The organism is Psychrobacter sp. 1Y10, from assembly GCF_052259005.1.
GTDB lineage: Bacteria > Pseudomonadota > Gammaproteobacteria > Pseudomonadales > Moraxellaceae > Psychrobacter > Psychrobacter saeujeotis.
Genome location: NZ_JBQQES010000002.1, coordinates 478,005 through 498,800, shown reverse-complemented (window position 1 = coordinate 498,800; position 20,796 = coordinate 478,005). Strand labels below are relative to the sequence as shown.

Annotated in this window: 18 protein-coding genes; 12 read left to right on the top strand and 6 right to left on the bottom strand. The window is 39.6% G+C overall.

Annotated elements, in window-relative coordinates:
* The first annotated feature begins 9 nt into the window (after window positions 1-9).
* From truB to ACTXGH_RS05075, 7 genes are all read left to right on the top strand, one after another.
* Window positions 10-1,080, top strand: coding sequence for a tRNA pseudouridine(55) synthase TruB (truB, locus tag ACTXGH_RS05105; RefSeq protein WP_439262504.1), 1,071 nt, complete (start codon window positions 10-12; stop codon window positions 1,078-1,080).
* Window positions 1,081-1,491: 411 nt separating this feature from the next.
* Window positions 1,492-2,016, top strand: coding sequence for a type 1 glutamine amidotransferase domain-containing protein (locus ACTXGH_RS05100; protein ID WP_439296127.1), 525 nt, complete (start codon window positions 1,492-1,494; stop codon window positions 2,014-2,016).
* A gap of 93 nt (window positions 2,017-2,109) precedes the next feature.
* Window positions 2,110-2,274, top strand: coding sequence for a hypothetical protein (locus ACTXGH_RS05095; RefSeq protein ID WP_439296126.1), 165 nt, complete (start codon window positions 2,110-2,112; stop codon window positions 2,272-2,274).
* Between the two features lie 103 nt (window positions 2,275-2,377).
* Entirely contained in the window at window positions 2,378-2,554 is a 177-nt protein-coding gene (locus ACTXGH_RS05090) for a hypothetical protein (protein ID WP_439296125.1), read from the top strand.
* 370 nt (window positions 2,555-2,924) lie between these two features.
* Window positions 2,925-3,191 (top strand): 30S ribosomal protein S15, encoded by a 267-nt coding sequence (rpsO, locus tag ACTXGH_RS05085; protein WP_299218723.1) that lies wholly within the window; start codon window positions 2,925-2,927, stop codon window positions 3,189-3,191.
* 641 nt (window positions 3,192-3,832) lie between these two features.
* Window positions 3,833-5,947, top strand: a complete 2,115-nt coding sequence (pnp, locus tag ACTXGH_RS05080) for a polyribonucleotide nucleotidyltransferase (RefSeq protein ID WP_439262624.1) — start codon at window positions 3,833-3,835, stop codon at window positions 5,945-5,947.
* Window positions 5,948-6,803: 856 nt separating this feature from the next.
* On the top strand, window positions 6,804-7,829 hold the full coding sequence (locus ACTXGH_RS05075) for an ATP-grasp domain-containing protein (protein WP_439262497.1): 1,026 nt from the start codon (window positions 6,804-6,806) through the stop codon (window positions 7,827-7,829).
* An 859-nt stretch (window positions 7,830-8,688) separates the two neighbouring features.
* Here the strand turns inward: ACTXGH_RS05075 and ACTXGH_RS05070 are convergent.
* Window positions 8,689-9,567 carry a LysR family transcriptional regulator gene (locus ACTXGH_RS05070; protein WP_439296124.1) on the bottom strand — a complete coding sequence of 293 codons (879 nt, stop codon included), beginning with the start codon at window positions 9,565-9,567 and terminating at the stop codon, window positions 8,689-8,691.
* A gap of 90 nt (window positions 9,568-9,657) precedes the next feature.
* Between ACTXGH_RS05070 and ACTXGH_RS05065 the strand changes: the two genes are divergently transcribed.
* Together ACTXGH_RS05065 and ACTXGH_RS05060 are read left to right on the top strand one after the other, a co-directional pair.
* Window positions 9,658-10,104: a PACE efflux transporter gene (locus tag ACTXGH_RS05065; RefSeq protein WP_439296123.1), complete on the top strand. Its 447-nt coding sequence runs from the start codon at window positions 9,658-9,660 to the stop codon at window positions 10,102-10,104.
* Window positions 10,105-10,448: 344 nt separating this feature from the next.
* The gene (locus ACTXGH_RS05060; protein WP_439296122.1) at window positions 10,449-11,369 is read left to right on the top strand and encodes a glutaminase; all 921 of its coding nucleotides are present in this window, start codon (window positions 10,449-10,451) and stop codon (window positions 11,367-11,369) included.
* 149 nt (window positions 11,370-11,518) lie between these two features.
* Here the strand turns inward: ACTXGH_RS05060 and ACTXGH_RS05055 are convergent, their stop codons facing one another.
* The 5 genes from ACTXGH_RS05055 to ACTXGH_RS05035 all read right to left on the bottom strand — a co-directional run bounded on the left by ACTXGH_RS05055 (window position 11,519) and on the right by ACTXGH_RS05035 (window position 16,122).
* The gene (locus ACTXGH_RS05055; RefSeq protein ID WP_439262491.1) at window positions 11,519-12,370 is read right to left on the bottom strand and encodes a hypothetical protein; all 852 of its coding nucleotides are present in this window, start codon (window positions 12,368-12,370) and stop codon (window positions 11,519-11,521) included.
* A gap of 160 nt (window positions 12,371-12,530) precedes the next feature.
* Window positions 12,531-12,851: a hypothetical protein gene (locus tag ACTXGH_RS05050; RefSeq protein ID WP_439262489.1), complete on the bottom strand. Its 321-nt coding sequence runs from the start codon at window positions 12,849-12,851 to the stop codon at window positions 12,531-12,533.
* A 118-nt stretch (window positions 12,852-12,969) separates the two neighbouring features.
* Complete coding sequence (locus tag ACTXGH_RS05045; RefSeq protein WP_439296121.1) at window positions 12,970-13,491, bottom strand: hypothetical protein; 522 nt, start codon at window positions 13,489-13,491, stop codon at window positions 12,970-12,972.
* Between the two features lie 157 nt (window positions 13,492-13,648).
* Window positions 13,649-13,906: a YheV family putative zinc ribbon protein gene (locus ACTXGH_RS05040; RefSeq protein WP_439262485.1), complete on the bottom strand. Its 258-nt coding sequence runs from the start codon at window positions 13,904-13,906 to the stop codon at window positions 13,649-13,651.
* Window positions 13,906-16,122, bottom strand: coding sequence for a M3 family metallopeptidase (locus ACTXGH_RS05035; protein WP_439296120.1), 2,217 nt, complete (start codon window positions 16,120-16,122; stop codon window positions 13,906-13,908). The genes ACTXGH_RS05040 and ACTXGH_RS05035 overlap by 1 nt, the downstream gene beginning before the upstream one ends.
* Before the next feature lie 554 nt (window positions 16,123-16,676).
* On the opposite strand from ACTXGH_RS05035, the gene ACTXGH_RS05030 reads away from it, so the two are divergent.
* The 3 genes from ACTXGH_RS05030 to ACTXGH_RS05020 all read left to right on the top strand — a co-directional run bounded on the left by ACTXGH_RS05030 (window position 16,677) and on the right by ACTXGH_RS05020 (window position 20,796).
* The gene (locus ACTXGH_RS05030; protein WP_439296119.1) at window positions 16,677-17,789 is read left to right on the top strand and encodes an AOC03_06830 family ribosome hibernation factor; all 1,113 of its coding nucleotides are present in this window, start codon (window positions 16,677-16,679) and stop codon (window positions 17,787-17,789) included.
* Between the two features lie 255 nt (window positions 17,790-18,044).
* The gene (locus ACTXGH_RS05025) at window positions 18,045-18,800 is read left to right on the top strand and encodes an endonuclease/exonuclease/phosphatase family protein (protein WP_439262622.1); all 756 of its coding nucleotides are present in this window, start codon (window positions 18,045-18,047) and stop codon (window positions 18,798-18,800) included.
* Window positions 18,801-18,870: 70 nt separating this feature from the next.
* Window positions 18,871-20,796, top strand: coding sequence for an EcsC family protein (locus tag ACTXGH_RS05020; protein WP_439296118.1), 1,926 nt, complete (start codon window positions 18,871-18,873; stop codon window positions 20,794-20,796).

The following is a 20,796-nucleotide window of genomic DNA, read 5'->3' as shown; positions in this document are numbered from 1 at the left end:
ATTACTATTATGTCTATAGCGCCTGAGCAAACTGATAAAAAAGCTAAAATAGTACCTGATAAAATAAAAGTCTCAGGGGTTATTTTAATAGATAAGCCTTACGGTATGACATCACAGCAAGTGGTATCGAAAGTGAAATATCTTTTTAAATCGCCAAACCATAATAGTAAAAAAGCGGGTCATACTGGTACGCTTGATCCCATGGCCACTGGCTTGTTACCTATCTGTCTGGGTGAGGCTACCAAATTTAGCCACTATCAATTGGATGCCGATAAAACTTATCAAGCGACTATCTTGCTTGGTAGTCAGACTGATACTGGTGATGCGGAGGGTCAGATTGTTAAAACTATGTCTGTGCCAAAGTTTGATGAGGTAGAGTTAGAAAAAATCGCCCAGCAGTTTTTGGGCGCTCAGCAGCAAATACCACCCATGTATTCGGCGCTAAAAAAGGACGGCAAAAAACTTTATGAGTATGCACGGGCTGGTATTGAAGTAGAGCGTTTACCAAGAAATATCGTCATCAAGTCAATTGATTTAAAAGCACTTGATAACGAACAAATACAGTTGACGGTTACTTGCACCAAAGGCACCTATGTACGCGTGCTTGGTGAAGACATCGCTAAAACGATAGGTACATTAGGGCATCTGACAGCACTGCGGCGCTTGCAAGTCGGTAAATTCGATATTGATAATGCGCTTAGCTTGACCGCATTAGAAGAACAAGCATTGGATAATCGTCAAGCACAGTTAATGCCAGTGGATGCATGTATCGATATCGATATGAAGCTGACATTGACGACTGAGCAGTGTAAGCGTATCCATATGGGTCAACGCTTAAACGTATCTGAACAATTGACAGACCAGATTAAGAGCTATATTTTAGATAGGATAGATAACCAGTCGTCTATCCATACCGACAAAAGTAACTTTGCTACCTCTAAGGACACTGCTAGCGCACAACTGTTAACGTACGAGACACCAATAGATATTCGTTTAATAAATGAGCAAGGTCAGTTTTTGGGTTTAGGTGCCGTTAGTCTCAATGGACGGTTGCAACCAAAGAAGTTGATTCAACGTTAAGGTTATTTTTCTAAACTATCTTATAGACAATTCCTGAGCAGCTTACTAACAGTTTACATTAATCACATATCGTCACATTTTATTGCAGGTTTCGCCTATGGTGAAACCTGTTTTTTTTGTACATTAGTTAAGTCAGCTAAGGAAAGTGACAGGGAAGGACAAATAAAATAACAAAGCTCAATGGTAAAATTAATCTATAAAAACAAAAACTTAATTTGATAATAAAAACATCTTATGGGAAGGGCTTCATATAAGAAATATAACAGGTAATAGCTTTAGCAGGGCACGGACGACTAATAGATCACTGAGGATGAATAATAGAAAATACTTAATAATAATAAAAAATTATGATAAATAGAGTTATTAGTTAATTTATTCACATAAATTCCCAATCGTTAAATAAGGAATAATATGAAAACCGTCGCTTTTTTATTACACAATAATTTTGAGCAAGCAGAATATGAAGACGTAAATAACCAGTTGAAAGACAAAGGTTATAAAACTATATTGATTACAACTAATAAAGATAAAGACGTTCAAGCAATGAAACAGGACGTCAACAAAGGTGATACTTTTACCGCTGATATCTTTGCAAGTGATGCAAATGCAGCTGACTACGATGCGTTGGTACTGCCAGGCGGAACTGTCAATGCTGACACTATCCGTGGCAATGCAGAGGCACACAGTATCATCAATACTGTTTATAAAGCAGGTAAACCACTGGCAGTTATTTGTCATGCGCCTTGGGTGCTTATCAATACAGGTATCGCAAAGGGTAAGAAGTTGACCGCTTATCACTCATTGCAAACAGATTTAGAAAATGCTGGTGCAGATTTTATCGATACAACAGTACAGATCGACGGTAATTTAATTACCTCTCGCAACCCGGATGACATTGATAACTTTGTTGAAGCTATTGATAAAGCATTGTCTTAACTAGTTCAAATACTCTACAAAACGTAAAACAACTCATTATATTTTTATTCTAAACTAGAACAATATTAACTGATATTAACTAAGGAAATTATTATGGCTAACCCTAATCCAAACGATACTAAAGTTGAGCAACAACGTTCTGAGTCTGCAACTGCAGCGCTCAAGAGCCAAACTGAAGACAACCATACCAAAGATACTGAAGCTGCAGCCGAGCGTATCGCTGATAATTTAGAAAATGCTAAAGACGACGATAAGTAGTGCTTTGAGTCCAAGAAGCTTTTGTTAAACGAATTTTTACCGTGAGTACTAATCAAGTGATGGTTAGTATTTCACAGTTATTAAATAGTTTTAAGGAAATATTATGGATAAATCAAAACAAAATATGGATAAACAAGAACAAGAAATTGAAAAGCTTGCAGAAGACATCAATCCTAGCAAAGACGCTATTCCAGATAGCATAGCAGAAGCGACGACAGTGCCTTTAGATGGTGATGAGCTTGGTGGCAAGGCTACTGAAGCTGATATAAAAAACAAATAGTCTAAGACGATCAGTTATTTTATTGCTTCTAAAAAACCTTGATTAAACAAGAAAACTAATATGAAAAACTGCTGCGAGTTCAGCAGTTTTTTGTTATAATTGCCACCACATTTAAATATGATTTTAGATAAGTCAAAATATTTTGTTTACTATTTCGATTATAAGGTCGATTTATGCATTATTTTGTCGCTATCTAATCTATTTTTAAATAATTGTTATTATTCATTGAGCTTGTCGTACACTAGGTCAACTCTAGTAATGCAGGGTTGTCCTGAATGACGATAAAGTTACTTTAATTATTATTCTAATGCTCAAAAGATGGCTTAAATCTGAGTACATCTTTGAGATTTTAGCATTGCCGGAGATATTTATGCTAACTAATACCGATCGCGAACAAATCATCGCTCAATACCAGCGCGGCGAAAATGACACAGGTTCACCAGAAGTTCAAATCGCTTTGTTAAGTGCTCGTATCAATGATTTACAGAATCATTTTAAAGAGCATAAAGCCGATCACCATAGCCGTCGTGGCCTTATCCGTATGGTTAATACGCGCCGTAAATTGCTTGATTACCTAAAAGGTAAAGATCTTGGTCGCTATACAACTGTTATCAAGCAGTTGGGTCTACGTCGTTAATTTGACGTCTGCAATATTAATAATAGTTAAGTAAAAAGGTAGTGCTTATTTGTCATATGACTCTAAAGACTCTCTTTTAAGTGTTGAAAAAATAATTGACTGTTATCAATATAATATGTAAGTAATGAAAGAGCGGTGTGGAATAGTTTCACGCCGCTTTTTTATGGATATCTGGTAAGTATTAGGTAGTCTGGTTGCCGTTTAGCCCAACTTTTGACCATAAAAACACTCAGTTTTGTATTTAATTGGTCAACACCTATAAATCACTGTAAAATGGTGCATTGGGTAATTTTATAGCGCGTTAAAACACAGTATCTATCTCGTAGTTTGTCTCTATATATTGTTATGTTATATAAATAATTTACATAATAAAAAAAGTGTGGAAACGGTGTAGAACACTATTAAAATCCATGATGATAGAAAGTTTATGATGGTAGATGGCTATAAAAACTGAATCTGAATAATAAAGAAAATACAGTAGTACCATTGGTAAATATATGACCTGGCAATAAGGCCACTAAATACGATTTATCAGTACATCAAAGTACGATAGAACACTTAATGACCGATATTAGATTGCGCAAGCAATTGAAATTGTTTTCGTCATTCAACATTAGGAAAAATATATGACAAATCCGACAATGTTTAATACTATTAAACGTGAATTCCAATATGGCGACCAAAAGGTCGTCCTTGAAACTGGCCGTGTTGCCCGCCAAGCCAACTCTATTATGGTTCATATGGGCGGTGTATCAGTACTGGTTGCAGCAGTAGTAAAGTCTGAAGCTAAAGAAGGTCAAAACTTCTTTCCATTAACTGTAAACTATCAAGAAAAAATGTATGCAGCGGGTAAAATTCCAGGTGCATACGGCAAACGTGAAGGCCGCGCGAGCGAGTTTGAGACTCTAACCTCGCGTCTTATTGATCGTCCAATTCGTCCACTGTTCCCTGAAGGCTATGTCAACGAGATTCAGATTACAGCAACAGTTGTATCCTCAGATAAAACCCAGTCTGCAGACATTGCAGCATTAATCGGTGCTTCAGCAGCATTAGCAATCTCTGATGCGCCATTTAATGGTCCTGTCGCTGCGGCACGTGTTGGCTTTATCGGTGGTGAGTACGTACTAAACCCAACGACTGAGCAGCTTAAAGAGAGTGATCTTGACCTAGTCGTAGCTGGTACCAAGTCTGCAGTATTAATGGTTGAATCTGAAGCAGCAGAGCTGTCAGAAGATCAGATGTTAGGCGCGGTATTATATGGTCATCAGCAACAGCAAATCGTGATTGATAACATTGCTTCAATGGCAGAAGAGATCGGTACCGCTAAGCAGCAGTATGTTGCCCCTGAGCGTGACCAAGCGCTTACCAGCAGCATGAAAGAGCAGTTCGGTGAGCAAGTTGCAGATGCTTATACCATTACTGATAAGCAAGCGCGTTACACCAAGCTCGATGAAATTAAGCAATCAATCATTGATGCGCTTGCTGGTGATGCTGAGTCAGAAACTTATGCTGATACGGTATCTGAGCTAAAAGAAATCTACAACGACCTTAAATATCGTACGGTTCGTGACAATATCTTGTCAGGTAAGCCGCGTATCGATGGCCGTGATCCTGAAACAGTCCGTGCGCTTGACGTGCAGGTTGGTGTATTGCCATATACGCATGGTTCAGCATTATTTACTCGCGGTGAGACGCAAGCCTTAGTCACCACTACGCTAGGCAATAGCCGTGATGTTAACATGATTGATTCATTAGGTGGCACTATCCGTGACCATTTCATGCTGCACTATAACTTCCCGCATTTCTCAGTGGGTGAGACTGGCCGTGAAGGTATCCCTAAACGTCGCGAAATCGGTCATGGTCGTCTAGCGCGCCGTGGTGTACAAGCGATGCTACCGGACAGCGAACGCTTCCCGTATGTCATCCGTGTGGTATCAGAAATCACTGAATCAAATGGTTCTTCTTCTATGGCGTCTGTTTGCGGTGCAAGCTTGGCATTAATGGATGCTGGTGTACCATTAAAAGCGCCAGTCGCTGGTATTGCAATGGGTCTGGTTAAAGAAGGCGAGCGCTTTGCTGTATTGTCAGACATCTTAGGTGATGAAGATCATTTAGGCGATATGGACTTTAAGGTCGCTGGTTCTAAAGACGGTATCACTGCGCTACAGATGGACATCAAAATCGAAGGCATCACGCCTGACATCATGGAGCAAGCGCTAAAGCAAGCTCATGCTGGTCGTATCCATATCTTGGATGCCATGAACCAAGTATTGCCAGAGAGCCGTACTGAAATCAACGCCCATGCACCGAACTACGCGGTTATCGAAATCAATCCTGATAAGATTCGTGATGTCATCGGTAAAGGCGGCGCGATGATTCGTCAGCTCACAGAAGAGACTGGCGCGGTTATCGATATTGATGATGCTGGTACGATTCGTATTTTTGGTGAGAATAAAGCGGCAACTAAAGCTGCTATTGGTAAAATCGAAGCATTGACGGCTGAAGTTGAAGTTGGTAAAACTTACGAAGGTACGGTCGCTCGTATCGTTGACTTCGGCGCGTTCGTTAACGTCTTGCCAAACACAGATGGTCTCGTGCATATCTCACAAATTGCAGAAGAGCGTGTAGAGAATGTATCAGATTATCTAAAAGAAGGTCAGACGGTTAGTGTCTTGGTTCAAGACGTTGATAACCGTGGTCGCATTAAGTTGACTATGAAAGGTATTGAGCAAGGTACAGCAACAACTGCTGAATAAGTAGCTTAATTTGATATAAAAAACCGCTCTGAACTGTTAGTAATAGCAGTCGGGGCGGTTTTTTTGTCTGTCTCTTTAATGTTACTAAATAGTTAAATATTACTTTTATCAAATGCATTTAGTTTCCTAGTAAGGATATTAATCTCTGGCTGTGCGCTATATGTAACAATAGATCTAGCTATTGACATAATGACAATATACCTTGTAGTCCACATGTAGTAATATTTTCTAAAGTAGATTGAGTCTTCTTTAATTTGCCATCAGCACCGTTATAATAGTGATTATGGACTTTTTGGTTGAATCATAAGTTTTGATTTCAATATTTTATTGGTTTTATCTAAGTAATAAATAAGTGTTTTTCTAGATTTTTGTCTTATATTCGGATTGCAACATATTGTTTGATTCTATCTATATAGTGTTTTATAGTTAGATAGATTACTCGTAATATTAGAATGTGTGTTAATTATCAATTTTTTTGTAGCAGTTTTCGCTATTCTTTTAAAATATTTTTAATAACATCAAGGTGTTGCTATCTTTATTTTTGAGTACGGGCTTCATAATGGCCGTTAAACTGCTAGCTAATAAAGCTATTGAACTTTAGTATTCGAAATGTACCGCATTGTGTTAAAGCAACTTACATTTTGGTGTCTATTTAAGATGTATTTAATTTTACGATATACAATTAATTCGGTTATCACATCAACCATGTCATACCAAAAATTTTGCTCTATTGATGTGGTATCGATTGTGCTATTAATTTAATTTTGTGTTTTAATGATCTCTCTTTTAAGAAAAACAGAATCTATTGACTCCGTTTTTTTAAAATATTCAATGATTTTTTTTGAGGAAAATATAAATGAAAGTAGCTATTCATCATAGACCAGGGAGCTTTTCCGATCGTTGGATTGAATATTGCGAAAATAAAAATATTGATTATAAGTTAGTTAATGCTTTTGATACTGATATTATAGAACAACTAAAAGGTTATGATGTTTTCATGTGGCATCATCATCATTCACAAATCAAGGATGTTCTCGCTGCCAAAAATATCCTTTTTGCTATAGAACATGCAGGATTAAGAGTTTTTCCTGATTTTAAAACAAGCTGGCATTTTGATAACAAGGTCGCTCAAAAGTATCTTCTTGAAGCTGCTGGTATACCAGTAGTTCCTAGCTATATTTTTTATGATAAGAAACAAGCGAAGAAATGGGCAAAGAATACTAGCTATCCCAAAGTTTTCAAACTAACTCGAGGTGCAGGGTCTAGTAATGTTAAGCTGGCTAGATCAAAGTCAGACGCAATTAAGTTTATAGATAAGTCTTTTGGAAAGGGATTCCCTCAGCTAGATAGGGTTGGGTATTTAAAAGAAGCGCTTAGAAAGAGTGGAAAAGATACAGTAAGTATAGATTCGTTAACAAATGTTTTAAAAGGTGTTACAAGACTTGTTTTTAATAGCGAGTTTGCTAAAAAACAAAGTCCTGAACGTGATTACGCTTATTTTCAAGACTTTATAGAAAACAAAGGTTTTGACGTTAGAGTTGTCGTGATTGATAATAAAGCAGTAGCTTTAAAGAGAATGGTTAGAGAGAATGATTTTAGAGCATCAGGAAGCGGAAATTTGGTTTTTGATAATGATAAAATTGATAGAAGGTACATAGAGTTAGCTTTTAATGTTTCTGATAAACTTGAAACTCAGTCATTAGCCATTGACCTGATTCACGGTATAGACGATGAAATTAAAGTTGTAGAGATAAGTTATGGCTTTCCTATGTTGAATTTTCTTGAACGCTCTGAAGGGTATTGGGATAAAAATATAAATTGGCATGAGAGCGATTTAAACCTCCAAAATTGGATAATTGAAGGGCTTTTAAGAGATAAATAAACGTATTTTTTACTCAGATATCAATTTAGATGAGTTCTTCATATTGAAGTCATTATAGAGTAATTTGTAGTTGGCTTTTGTGTTAAGCGTTAATTACTAAGTTATAGCCCAAGTATCTTATAGGTTCACTTGTCTAAACGTATATCCGTATGATTAGGATGTGCATAAATGAAACCAGTAATACGTAACGCGTAATACTATTTATAGACCATTAATGAAAAGATAGGAAGGAGGGAGTTGGTTGAGCCTAACTTATCAGTTGATGATCTACGAGTAGTATTTATTGGATTCAAAAATTTATCCATTGAAGTGATGAAATAGCTACAATTCAACTTTGTAGAGTACAATAAGCTATACTTAAATTTGATTTGAGCTTAATGGGACTGGTTAAAGAAGATAAGCACTGGAGTAATCTCATGTTGGTCGCATTAAGTTGACTATGAAAGGTATTGAGCAGGGTACAATGACAACTGCTGAATAAGTAGCTTAGTTTGATATAAAAAACCGCTCTGAACTGTTAGTAATAGCAGTCAGGGCGGTTTTTTTGTTTTTGAATAATTGGAAAGTTGTTTTAAGCTGTAGTGTTAGTTATTATAATTTCTACCTAGATTATAAGGTCTTTAATACGACCTCTCTTGTGAGAACAAAGACGGTTCTCTATTGAGAATTGAAACCTTAGACTGTAGCTCAAATGACTCCAATGGGTATAGACTTTTATATCGAATCAGTATACATCTGAGTGTACTTAATGAGCTTGGCTTGATGGTTTTTGACTAGATTATTATGTAAAAAAGACACGAAACCTCAATTAGGTTAAGTTGAACACTACGATTAGATGATATGCCTTAAAAATAAGATATTATCTATCTTGAACAATCGCAGCCGATTTTAGCCAAGTCGCCGCTTTACCTAAAGCGCGCTCTTTATGCCAAATAAGAACTAAAGCTACTGGCCAGTCGTGATCATCATAGCCCAATGTTGGTGCAACTATAAGACCACTGTCTAAGGCGCTAGCAACCACATGTTCAGGCACAAAAGCCCAACCTAAGTTGCGCTGTACTAGCTCAACGATGACCCACTGACTCTCAACCCACCAAACATCCGACGCTATCCGTAATCGTGCTTTATCTTCACTATGATTACGAGTAGCTACTAGTAGTTGTCGATAGCGTTTTAACTCTTCCCATCCTATTTTTGGGCTATTCAACTCATGCTCTGGGGCGCAAACCACTTTAAGCCGCTCCCAACCCAGAATATGAAAATTTAGCGCGGAAGGTGGTACATCTTGGTGCCACATAATGCCTAAATCAGCACGTTTCTCTATTACCAGCTGACTCACGTCTTCCATTAAAGGAAACAGTAGCTCTAGCTCCACGCTAGGGAATCGACATGAAAACTCATCTAGCAAAGCCCCCAAGCGTTCTAAAGGGTATAGCTCATCGACCGCTAACACCAATCTACTCTCTACGCCTTCGCCCAAACTTTTGGCAACCCCGCGAAAGTGTTCACAGCGCCCGAGTATAAATCGTGCTTCTACCAATAGCCGCTCTCCAGCTGGCGTCAAAATTGGATAGCGACCGTCACGCACAAATAGTAAGTTATCTAAATCAATTTCTAAATTGGAAACAGCCGTGCTGATGACAGACTGCGCCTTACCCAGTTGACGTGCTGCTGCTGAGAAAGAGCCTGTTTCTACAGTCGCGACAAAGGCTTTTAGTTGCTCTAAGGAAAAGCTCATCTATCTGTATATCCTATAGGTCCTAACTTGGTTATCCCATTTTAACAGATACAATAGCCGGATAAATCATTAATTTAATTGGACAACTCGATGCGTACTACTAAAGATCGTATTCGCCATACGCTAGGTTTTGAGGTCATCGGCTTAATGATATTTGTGCCCTTAACGAGCTTGTTATCTGGCTTTGACAGTCATTTATTAGGTAGCATGGCTATTGTTGGCTCAATTATCGCTATGCTATGGAACTATTTTTACAATTGGGTATTTGATCAAGTCTTGTTGAAAATGCGAGGAAAAGTAGACAAGACTGTTGCCCTAAGGCTATTACATGCGTTTTTATTTGAAGGTGGTCTGCTATCATTGTACCTGCCATTGATTGCGTGGTACTTACATATTAGCTTGTGGAGCGCGTTTATGATGGGAGTCTCTATGGCTACTTTCTATTTGGTGTATGCCTTTTTCTATAACTGGGTTTATGACAAGATGTTTCCTGTTTTGAAAGTAGATTTTTCATCCTACTACAAAAGCAGAGCATAACAATATGATACGAGTGTCTAGTCACATATTAGTTGAGAAACGATTTTTTTGATCTTAAGAAGTTTAGATTTGATAGCATAGGCCATACCCCAGCGGAACCTGCTATTTCGCCCTTCAAACCTATTAAGAGACCACCTAAAATAGACTGATATAATAGAACCATTTATATCAGTCTATTTAAGTAGTTGTGACTAATAATAGTCATATAGCCCATAAAAGCATTGAGGCTAGATAAAGCTTGTGACACTCAACCAATAAATCTCTAAGTATATTTCCCCTATCATCATCCGATTATATTCAGTTAAAATTATCATTACTTGATAACGAAAAAGAACACCACTCCTATGCAAAAGATTCTAGATGATATCACCGCCCAAATGGCACTTGAGACCGACCGCGGAAAGGTAGCAGATTATATTCCGCAGCTTGCACATGTCGATCCCAACCAGTTTGGCATCAGTGTTGCTACCCCTGATGGGCAAGTATACTCAGCAGGAGATGCCAATACCCTATTCTCCATACAAAGTATTTCCAAAGTATTTACGCTAACTATTGGGCTTAGTAAGCTTGGCAGTACGCTCTGGAATCATGTGGGCCGTGAGCCCTCGGGTGACCCTTTTAACTCCATTACCATATTGGAATACGAATCGGGCCGACCGCGTAATCCTTTTATCAATGCAGGCGCGATTGCGGTAGTGGATGCTATCACGATGGGACGCGAGCCAAAAGAGATATTGGATGAGATTATACAGTTTGTGCATTTTATAGCAGATGATGCGTCAATCTGCTTTGATTATAAGGTGGCAAGGTCTGAGATTGACCACGAAGATAGAAACGCTGCACTCGCTCACTTTATGAAGTCTTTTGGACATCTACAACATGATGTCGATAAGATATTGAATACTTACTTTCATCAATGCTCGATTGCGATGAGTTGTGAGCAGTTAGCCCGTGCAGGTCTGTTTTTGGTCTCCAACGGTATCAATCAACCCACAAGGGCAAAGGTGATCAGCCCGCAGCAATCCAAGCGGATCAATTCGTTAATGATGATGTGTGGTCACTACGATGGCTCTGGGGAGTTTGCCTATCAGGTAGGTCTGCCAGGCAAAAGCGGCGTCGGTGGCGGTATTCTAGCGATAGCGCCAGGCAAGGGTGCCATCGCAGTATGGTCACCTGGCCTAAATTCGGTCGGTAACTCAAAACTTGGGACGAAAGCATTAGAGCTACTGGGAGAAAGGACAGGCTGGTCGGTGTTTTCAAAGTAAACAAGCTTATAGCAAGATTAGAAGGACAAATATGTCTGTATAAGCATTTGCTAAGACAGTTTATTTAGCCAAAAAAATCCAATGTTAAACGCTTAAATTAAACATTTAACATTGGATTAATCAAACTCTAAATTAACAATTTAAAATGCTTACTCTTGATTTAAATCATCAATCATACTTTGGTACTTCTCTTTTCTACTAGCAATTTTGCTGCGCTCTTCTTCTACATTTGCGATGAGTTTTTTGGCAACGTCAACGCTTTTATCAAAAGCGGCAAGCTCCATATCTACCACAGCGATTAATCGCTCTAGCGTCATAGCAGTAGCTCTTCCGGTAACGCCATTAGTCATGCCCATCGCTTCAGACATAAAGTCTTCTCTGAGCTTATTTGCCCATTGGAATAAACCTGCCATCGACATGCTAGAGTCGCTGTTCTCATTGGACTGCTCTGTTGCATCAGCGTCATTTTGTTCAGTGTCGTCTTGCTGCTTGGCATTATTTTCTTTAGCATCGTTGGACTTGTCACTTTTGCGAGTCTTGTCTTCTTTGCTAGTTTTACTTTCTTTATTAGTATCGCCAGCTTTGTCAGACTGATCATCTTTTTCAGCTTTAGTGTCTTTCTTAGATGCTTCTTTTTTATCAGATTTCTGATTTTTTTCAACATTTTCATTTTTGCTAGCGCTTTCAGCTTTGCCTTGGTTGTCTGACTTAGCATTAGCGTCTTTGGCTTTACTAGAGCTTTGAGATTTATCTTGGCTTTCAGACTTGTTATCTGCTGATTTATCATTTTTAGCAGTATTATCAGTTTTCTTGTCTTTAGTTTTATCGTCTTGAGCCTTGTTGTCCTGATCTTTATCTTCTTGATAGTCGTGCTCAGCGTTGTATTCTTCAAAGTTGCCATTTTCAAATACTACGGTATCGTCTTTTACAACCTCTACAGCCGTTACCGCGTTATTGTTCTCGTCTTTGGTATTGTTTTTGCTAGAATTATTATTTGACATAATTAATTCTCCTGTTTAGGTATATTAAATAAAAAATATTTATGCTCAAAGGCATGCACAGTTGATATTATGCTGGAGTGATCTTTTAATCAATATCACGACATAAATATACTTATTAAGACCTACAGGAAAAAACATTTTACTAGAGAATTTAACATGTTTAGATAGTTATACTTTTATGCAGATGAATATCTACACGAGCTTTTGGTATATCTTGTAAATGTTGAGCGAGTAGGGATAAAGTTACCGTATCCCAATCTAAAGAGGTCACATTTGAGGTATGAGACTTTTTGGTTGGGTTATTCTTTGGAGAGTTAGAAAGGAGTGGCCGTGTCAATAAGGCCATTGTGCGCAGGCCTTTATAACGTATTAACGGCATGAGTATAGGATCTAAGAATATCCCCGTACTATTAACTGGTAAAATAAGTACCTGCGCGCTGCTATTTAAAATTGGGTCATGGGTCAAACGCAAAGTGGTCATAACGAATACCCCATAAGCAAATGATTTGATAAGTAGTATGTACTCAAGCTATTGTCTAATGATAAGCAGTATATATTGACGTACGGTTAGCCACTTATAATTTTAATAGTTTTTTTTATTATTCAGCCGTTTGTGCAGCTTCTAGCTGTGCGACTTGCTGTTCAAGCAGTTTAATTTGCTCAGCTTTCATGTCGGTTAATTTTTTATTCATTTGTACTTGTTCAGCCGCCAATTTTTCTTGGTCTATTAAGCGTTGATGCTCATCTTCTAAACGATCAACTTCTTCTTTGGCTAAACTATCGGTCTCTGGCAATGAGGCGTTTAAAATAGTTTCAGAATCAGATGCTTGCGTCTCAATTGGCACAGCCTTTTTATCAGATAAAGGCACGTTGTTATTCATCGTATCTACTGGGTCTGCTAGATCGCTGTCTGCATTGTCTGACAGTGTCTCAGCTTGAGAAGATACAGTTTTTGTTGTTGTCTCTTTTATGGGGGTCGATGTATTCGATAGTGGACGTGACCATACAAAATAGGCAATAACAACAGCGAGTAATAATAAGACGATTATTATGAATTTCTTTGAACGAACGCCAGTAGTAGATGTTTTAGAGAGAGTAGGTGACGATTTTTTAGAAGTCATACTAAAGCCAGTGCATATCGATAACAGTGTTTTCATACTATAGCAAACTAAAAAACAAAAGCCTATCAATAGATAGGCTAGTGGTAAGTACAATTGTCAGGTATGAGCCCAAATATTTAAAAATTTGCGATAACCATTAAGTCTTAAGACGCTAAGCCTAGTTTTTAAACTTGACTGTGCCGCTGGTCCCTGTGACGGTTGCATCACGGATCAGCTGATCCTCAAGATGATTTTTAGCGCTAATCTCATCAGAGTCAGGGCGATGCTCACTATGCCCACACAGAGTACATTCAATATATTCGTCAAGTATTGGCGTCACGACGTTTATCTGCACTACTGCATCCAACGCCTGACACTTGGGGCAACGCACCCCTGCTAAAAATTGTCTTTTTGGACGGCTTGATTGATAGCGCATTAGCCTACCTCGCGTGTAGTTTGAGCGTTTGCCGCAGTATTAATACCTCTATCGTCAAAGCCATTGTGGCGCAATAACGCATCGATACTGGCACTACGACCACGGAAATTCTCAAAGTTGGTTTTTGCCGGCAAGCTGCCGCCCACAGATAAGATGGTCTCACGGAAGGCTTTACCAGTGATTGGGTTAAAGATACCGTCTTCTTCAAACTTACTAAAGGCATCAGCAGATAATAGCTCAGCCCATTTATAAGAGTAATAGCCGGCTGCATAACCGCCAGCAAAGATATGACTAAAGCCGTTGGCAAAGCGGTTGTAGTTAGGCGTTTCCATAATGGCAATGTCATTGCGAACGTCATCAAGGGTTGCAAGAATACCTACATAATCAAGCGCTGGGGTATGTGCATGAATCAGTAAATCAAACAATGCAAACTCAATTTGACGCAAGGTCTGCATACCACTTTGGAAATTTTTGGCGGCCAACAAAGCATCTAGCTTGTCTTTTGGTAATGGCTCACCAGTCTCGACATGACTGCTAATAAGTGTAATGCCATCGCTCTCCCATGCCCAGTTTTCCATAAACTGGCTGGGCAGCTCGACTGCGTCCCACTCAACTCCATTTACGCCCGCGACATCACCAACCGTTACTTGCGTCAACAAATGATGTAGACCATGGCCAAACTCATGGAACAAGGTCAATACTTCATCATGAGTGAGCAGACTTGGTTTACCATCTAGCGCTGGGGTAAAGTTGCCGACCATAAAGCAAACTGGTAGCTGCTGATATGCTTGCTCATCATTACTGTAGCGCGATTGAAAACCACTCATCCAGGCCCCGCCGCGCTTACCATTACGAGCAAATAAATCAAAGTAAAAGCCGCCAAGTAAGTTGTTATCGGCATCGAATAATTGATAAAAACGTACGTCATCGTGCCAGCGCGAAACTGCGTTGCTGTCAGCTTTAGTAGACTCATTCGCACTATTTTGTTCTTGTACTTTGATGCCGTATAAGCGCTCAACGATAGCAAAGAGGCCGTCAATAACTTTCGGTAAGGGGAAGTACGGACGAATCTCTTCTTGCGATAAACTAAATTTGTTTTGTTTTACCTTTTCAGCAATATAGGCACTATCCCATGGTTGTAGCTCAGCAATGTCATAGTCACGGGCACATTCTTGCAGCTGGGCCAAGTCTTGTTCAGCAGTAGGCTTAGCCTTGGTAGCCAAATTCCGTAAAAAAGTTTCAACTTCTGCAACGCTTTCCGCCATCTTAGTCGATAGAGAAACTTCAGCATAGTTATCAAAGCCTAGTAGCTGAGCTTTTTGTTCACGCAGTTGTAGGATTTGGCCCATGATATCCGCGTTGTTTAGTGACTCGCCTTTAGCATTGGTATGAGTGTCATATTCAGAGGCACGTGTCACATAAGCGCGATACAAAGTCTCACGCAGTTCGCGATTGTCTGCATGGGTCATGACCGCAAGATATACGGGAATATTCAAAGTCGCCACATAGTAGGGTGTTGGTAACGCATCAATATCAGCTTGCGTGAGCGTACCACTGGCAAGTTCACGGGCTTTATGCTGCTCACCGGCATCTGCAAGTAAAGCCAAGCCACTTTCCGTTAAGCCTGCTAATTGTTCTTGTTGTAAAGGCAATGCAAAGGCTTGGGTGGCATCCAAAATATGGTCAGAAAAAGTTGCCGATAAGGTAGATAATTTACTTTGAATGTCAGCAAATTCATCCTGCTTGTCTTTAGGTAGCGCCACACCCGATAGCTCAAAGCTTTGCAGGGCGAGCTCAATAGCGCGTGCACGAGCAGGCTCAAGCGTTGCAAAAAACTCTTTGTCGTTAGCGATGGCCTGATAACGGCCAAATAATGGTTGATGTTGACCAACGCGAGTACCGTAGGCGGAGAGTTTAGGTAATAGCTCATGATGAATATGACGAATCTTGTCGTTACTCATCACACTATTAAGGTGCGACAAAACACCCCAGCTGCGATCCAACGCTAAGTTGATATGGTCAAACATCATGACATCAGTCAATGCTTGTTTGGCACTTATATCGTTAGAGTCTTTATCTGTAGATGCTGCAATGTTATCTAAAAAGTCATTACCTTGTTGAATCGCATCCGTGACTTTTACCTGTAAGTCAACAGGGTCGGTTGCATCAAAGTCAACAAGGTGTAGATTTGGGTCGATCGTAGTTGTAGTAGTCATAGAGGTATCCAAGAGCAATAAGGGTCAAGTCAGTAAAGAAAACGCGCGTTAATATTTAATGATTTGGGTTTTCATGCGCATATTTAGTAGAGCAACTGACCGGCTACTTAAATGATGGGTCTATTTTGCTTAGAATACAAGTTCACCGTGAAAGGTAATAAGTAAATACTCTGTATTGGCGATTCTATTATGTGCTGATAAAGAATATTAGGAGTTGTAATATTAAATTTTTCTTACTTATGCTTACAAAGCGCTATCATTTGCTTGCAAACTAACCCTATAGCTCATCATATTAACTTGATAGCATCATAGTAGTTCCAATATAAAAATTATGGTCTTATGTACGGGTTATCGTTTATGCCGCACATAAGGAGACGTATTAAACAAGGTTTTACCGATTAAAAACTATAAAACGATTATGAATATTAGGTAACTGTAATACGCTAATGAGACTGAGCTAAATCAGACAGCTATATAAACTAAGCAAAGTAATTTGACCTATATAAACAGTTTATTGGTTGGAATTTATAACAACAACATAAGGAAAAGTATTTATGAAAGCGACCCTTAAGAGTTTACGTGAAACAAAAACTGATCCTGCAGTAAGTATATTTGTAAAGACCCACCGTGAGCATCCAGGAAATGAACAAGATCCTATTGCGTTAAAGAATCAACTAAAAGTAGTCGAGGAGCGCTTGACTAATGAGTACGACAAGCAAACAGCGACCACTATTTTAGAAAATATTCATGCCAAAACTGACGAGCTCAATCATAACTATAACCTTGATACGTTAGCGATTTTTGCCAGTACTGACGATGTGCAAATTATCCGTATGCCACTTGATACCAAAGAGCGCGTTGTAATATCAGATCGTTTTGCAACTCGTGACCTTGTCCGCGATATGGCAAGCGCTGTACATTACTATACGGTGGTCCTCACACGCGATGTGGCTCGTTTAATTGAAGCTTCTAATGATCGCGTTATCAAAGAATTCGATAATGATTCTGATCGCCAGAATAATATGGAAAACATCCCGTTTCCTATAGAAAATAATGGTTTGTATACTACTGGTGATGCAGGCTCTGACCGCTCAGCTAACAAAGAAGATAACTATTTAAAAGAGTTCTTTAATCAAGTTGATAAAAGTGTACAAGAGCTATGGGGCGAACACAAAATGCCACTGGTTGTGGTCGGTGATGCACGTAATATCAGCTACTATAATGACGTCTGTGATCGTCCAGATAATATTATTGCCAAAGTCTCGAACGTTACCAATTTAGAAGATGGCAGTGCTCAGCATATTATCGATGGTGTCCAAGAAGCGGTAGAGGGCTATCGTACATCGTTGCACGAAGCCGCGCTTGGTGAGATTGACAAAGCACGCGGTGCAGAGATGTTGCGTACCGATTTACAAGAAGTCTATCGCGGCGCCTTCCAAGGAGCAGGCGAGACACTTTATGTACGTCGCGGCTATATGCAGTCAGCCAAGATCGATGAAAAGGCTCAGACCCTTATGTTAGCAGATGATGCTGCTGCAAATGACGTAACAGATGACGCAGTTGGTGAGATTATAGAACATGTCATGCATAATGGTGGTGAAGTGGTATTTATGCCGCAAGACATCATGAGCGAAGATCAGCCAATTGCTTTGGTTACACGCTACTGATTTTATACGGCCAATTGACTGAGTAATGATAATTTATTATCAGTAAACAAGAGCATTGGTTCAATCAGAGCCAATGCTCTTTTATGTTTACAACCATTAAAACGTGTTGTGCATTCACAAATAACCTTTATCCGTTAAGTACTTAATACGCTTTAATGCCATAACGATAAAGCTAAAACTATCGTCAATGTTGTTATAGTATAGATAACGCCTATAATTACTTATAACAATTATGCTATGAATACTGAATTTATGATGAATAAAAACTCTTTTGTTGTGACCAGCTATAATATCCATAAAGGTATGTCGCCACTTAATCGCCGAGTCAAAATGCAAGGAATTGCTCAAGCGCTTGAAGAGGTAGGGTCTGATGTCTTATGTTTACAAGAGGTGCAAGGTCAACACTTAAGGCGCAACATGCACTATAACGAATACCCTGATCAATCTCAGCACGAATGGTTTGGTGAGTATCTGCAGCTGCAAAATAGCTATGGCAAAAACTCAGAATACGAGGACGGCCATCATGGAAATGCAGTACTGAGTCGATTCCCCTTGGACCCTAAACATAACGTCAATATCACTGTAAATAAGCTAGAGCAACGCGGGGTGTTGCATTGTGAAGTACAGCCAGCTGGCTGGAAAAAACCTGTAGTGGTGCTATGTGCTCATCTCAATTTGTTCGAGCGCGACCGTATTAAACAATATCAGGCAATTAGCGATTACGTACGTAATGAGATTGCCTCAGATCAACCGCTGATTTTGGCAGGTGACTTTAACGACTGGAAAAAACTATCTTGTGACACACTCGCCAGTGACCTTGGGATGACTGAGGCCTTTAAACACTGTCATGGCAAGCTGTTACCGACCTTCCCAGCGAAGCTACCAGTGCTCAGTTTAGATCGTATTTATGTTCGCAATCTTTCTATAAAAAGTGCTTGGGTGCATAATGGCAAACCATGGTCTAAGCTTTCAGATCATCTACCTATCAGTGCTGAACTGGCTCTGATATAGTGTGGGTTTTCAATCTATATACTAATGAGACAAACAACCATAACTACATAAAATATAAGGATATATAATTATGTCTACCGTTTCTAATAATTCGTTACCAACCACTCAACATGCCGCCCTTATTCGTGAGTTTGGCGAGCCTGAGGTCATGCACTACCAAGATGGTGTCGCTATTCCTGACTTGAACGATGACCAAGTGTTGGTCAAAGTAGCGTATGCAGGTATTAATCCTGTCGACTATAAAACTCGTCAAGGCAAAGGTTGGGGTGCGGAAAATATCCGTAACGACAAATTTAATCACGACAAACCTGCTATTTTAGGTTTTGATGTGGCTGGCGTTGTGGCCAAAAGTAATAACGATCGATTTACAGTCGGTGAACAAGTGGCGGCATTGACCTTTGATGGTGGCTGTTATGCTGAGTACGTTGCAGTTGATGCTAATCTGCTTGCCAAAGTCCCAGAGTCAGTAACGCTAGAGCAAGCAGGAGCACTGCCTTGTATCGGACAAACAGCGCTACAATTTGTTAAGTTTGCTGATATCAAAAAAGGCGAGCATGTCGTCATCAATGCCCCAGCAGGCGGTGTTGGTCATCTACTTATTCAGTTATTGATGGAAAAGGTCAATCAAGATGACATTAAAGTCACTGTTATCTGCTCACCAGAAAAATATAGCAAGCTTGATACTCTCGTAGATAAGAGCAAGCTTGCAGGCTGGATTGACTATACTAAAGAAGATGCATTCCCTAATTTGCAAGCCGATGTGCTACTGGACTTAGTCGGTGATGATGCTGGCGTACGCGCGCTTGATGTGCTTAAATCTGGCGGACGCGTCAATGTATTACCTACTATTTGGGTCGATAAACTTAAAGAGGCGGGTAGCCAGGACAACCTAAATGTGGCAGGTTTTAAGGCTCAGCGTAGTGGAGAGGTTATGGGTCAGGTCTTACAGAAAGTAGGAGATGGAAAGTTGAAGTTACAAATTCAGCAGACTTATCCGCTATCTGAAGTCGTTGCCGCGCACAGTGAACTACAAAAAGGTGATACCTTTGGTAAAATTGTCTTAGCAGTTTCTGATGACGAAGAGACAAGTATTCACGAAACAGCTACTACTGATAATAAAACAATCGCTGATGAAAAAGCGAGTCAAGGTAGTGCTACTAATACCAGTACTACCGATAATAAAGCCTACGAAGATCAAGTTCGTCAAGAAATAGAAGCTTGGAGGAATCCTGATAAAAGCTTGCTAGATAAAGCCTTTGCTACCTTAAGTATGCCTATTGATAAAGCAGGGGAGACGCTTATGGCGGCACCGCAATTCGGTGAAACCCTAAAAAAAGCTACTGAAAAGATGATAATCACGTTAAGTGATACTGCAAATTGGACATTAGATGTGCAAGATACTATTGAAGCTTATCAGAATGAAGCAGATATCGATGGCTCAGCGGTCAAAAAGCTCAAAGACATTGAAAACCTACCTATTGCCATCGTTGATAAGCGGGTTAAACTTTTTAAAAGTAAATATGTGGCGTTAACTAGTGCTCAGGGAGTAGCAACAGGCATAACAGGTTGGGCAGGTATTCCTGCAGATATAATAGGTCTTATCATCGCTAATCTGCGTGCTATTGGTGAATATGCGACTTACTACGGTTTTGACATGAGTGACAAAAATGAGCAGTTATTTGCTATGTCATTATTGGCGGTAGCCACCTCTGCTTCTGCTGAGGAGCGCAAAGCGGCGCTTGATGATACTTTTAGCACGGTAAAAGACCCAGAAGTTCTGGCCTTTAATAAAGTTAACGAAAAAGTAGCTTCACGAGTCTTGCGGCAAACGGCAACTAAGGTGGCGACTAATATGGTCAAGACCAAGGCTGCGCAAGTCATTCCAGCAGTAGGGGCTATGGTAGCAGGTGGGGTTAACGCCAGCTACACATCAAACGTATGTGAAGCTGCTTATCAGTGCTATCGCGAACGTTTTTTAAACCGTAAAGAGATATAG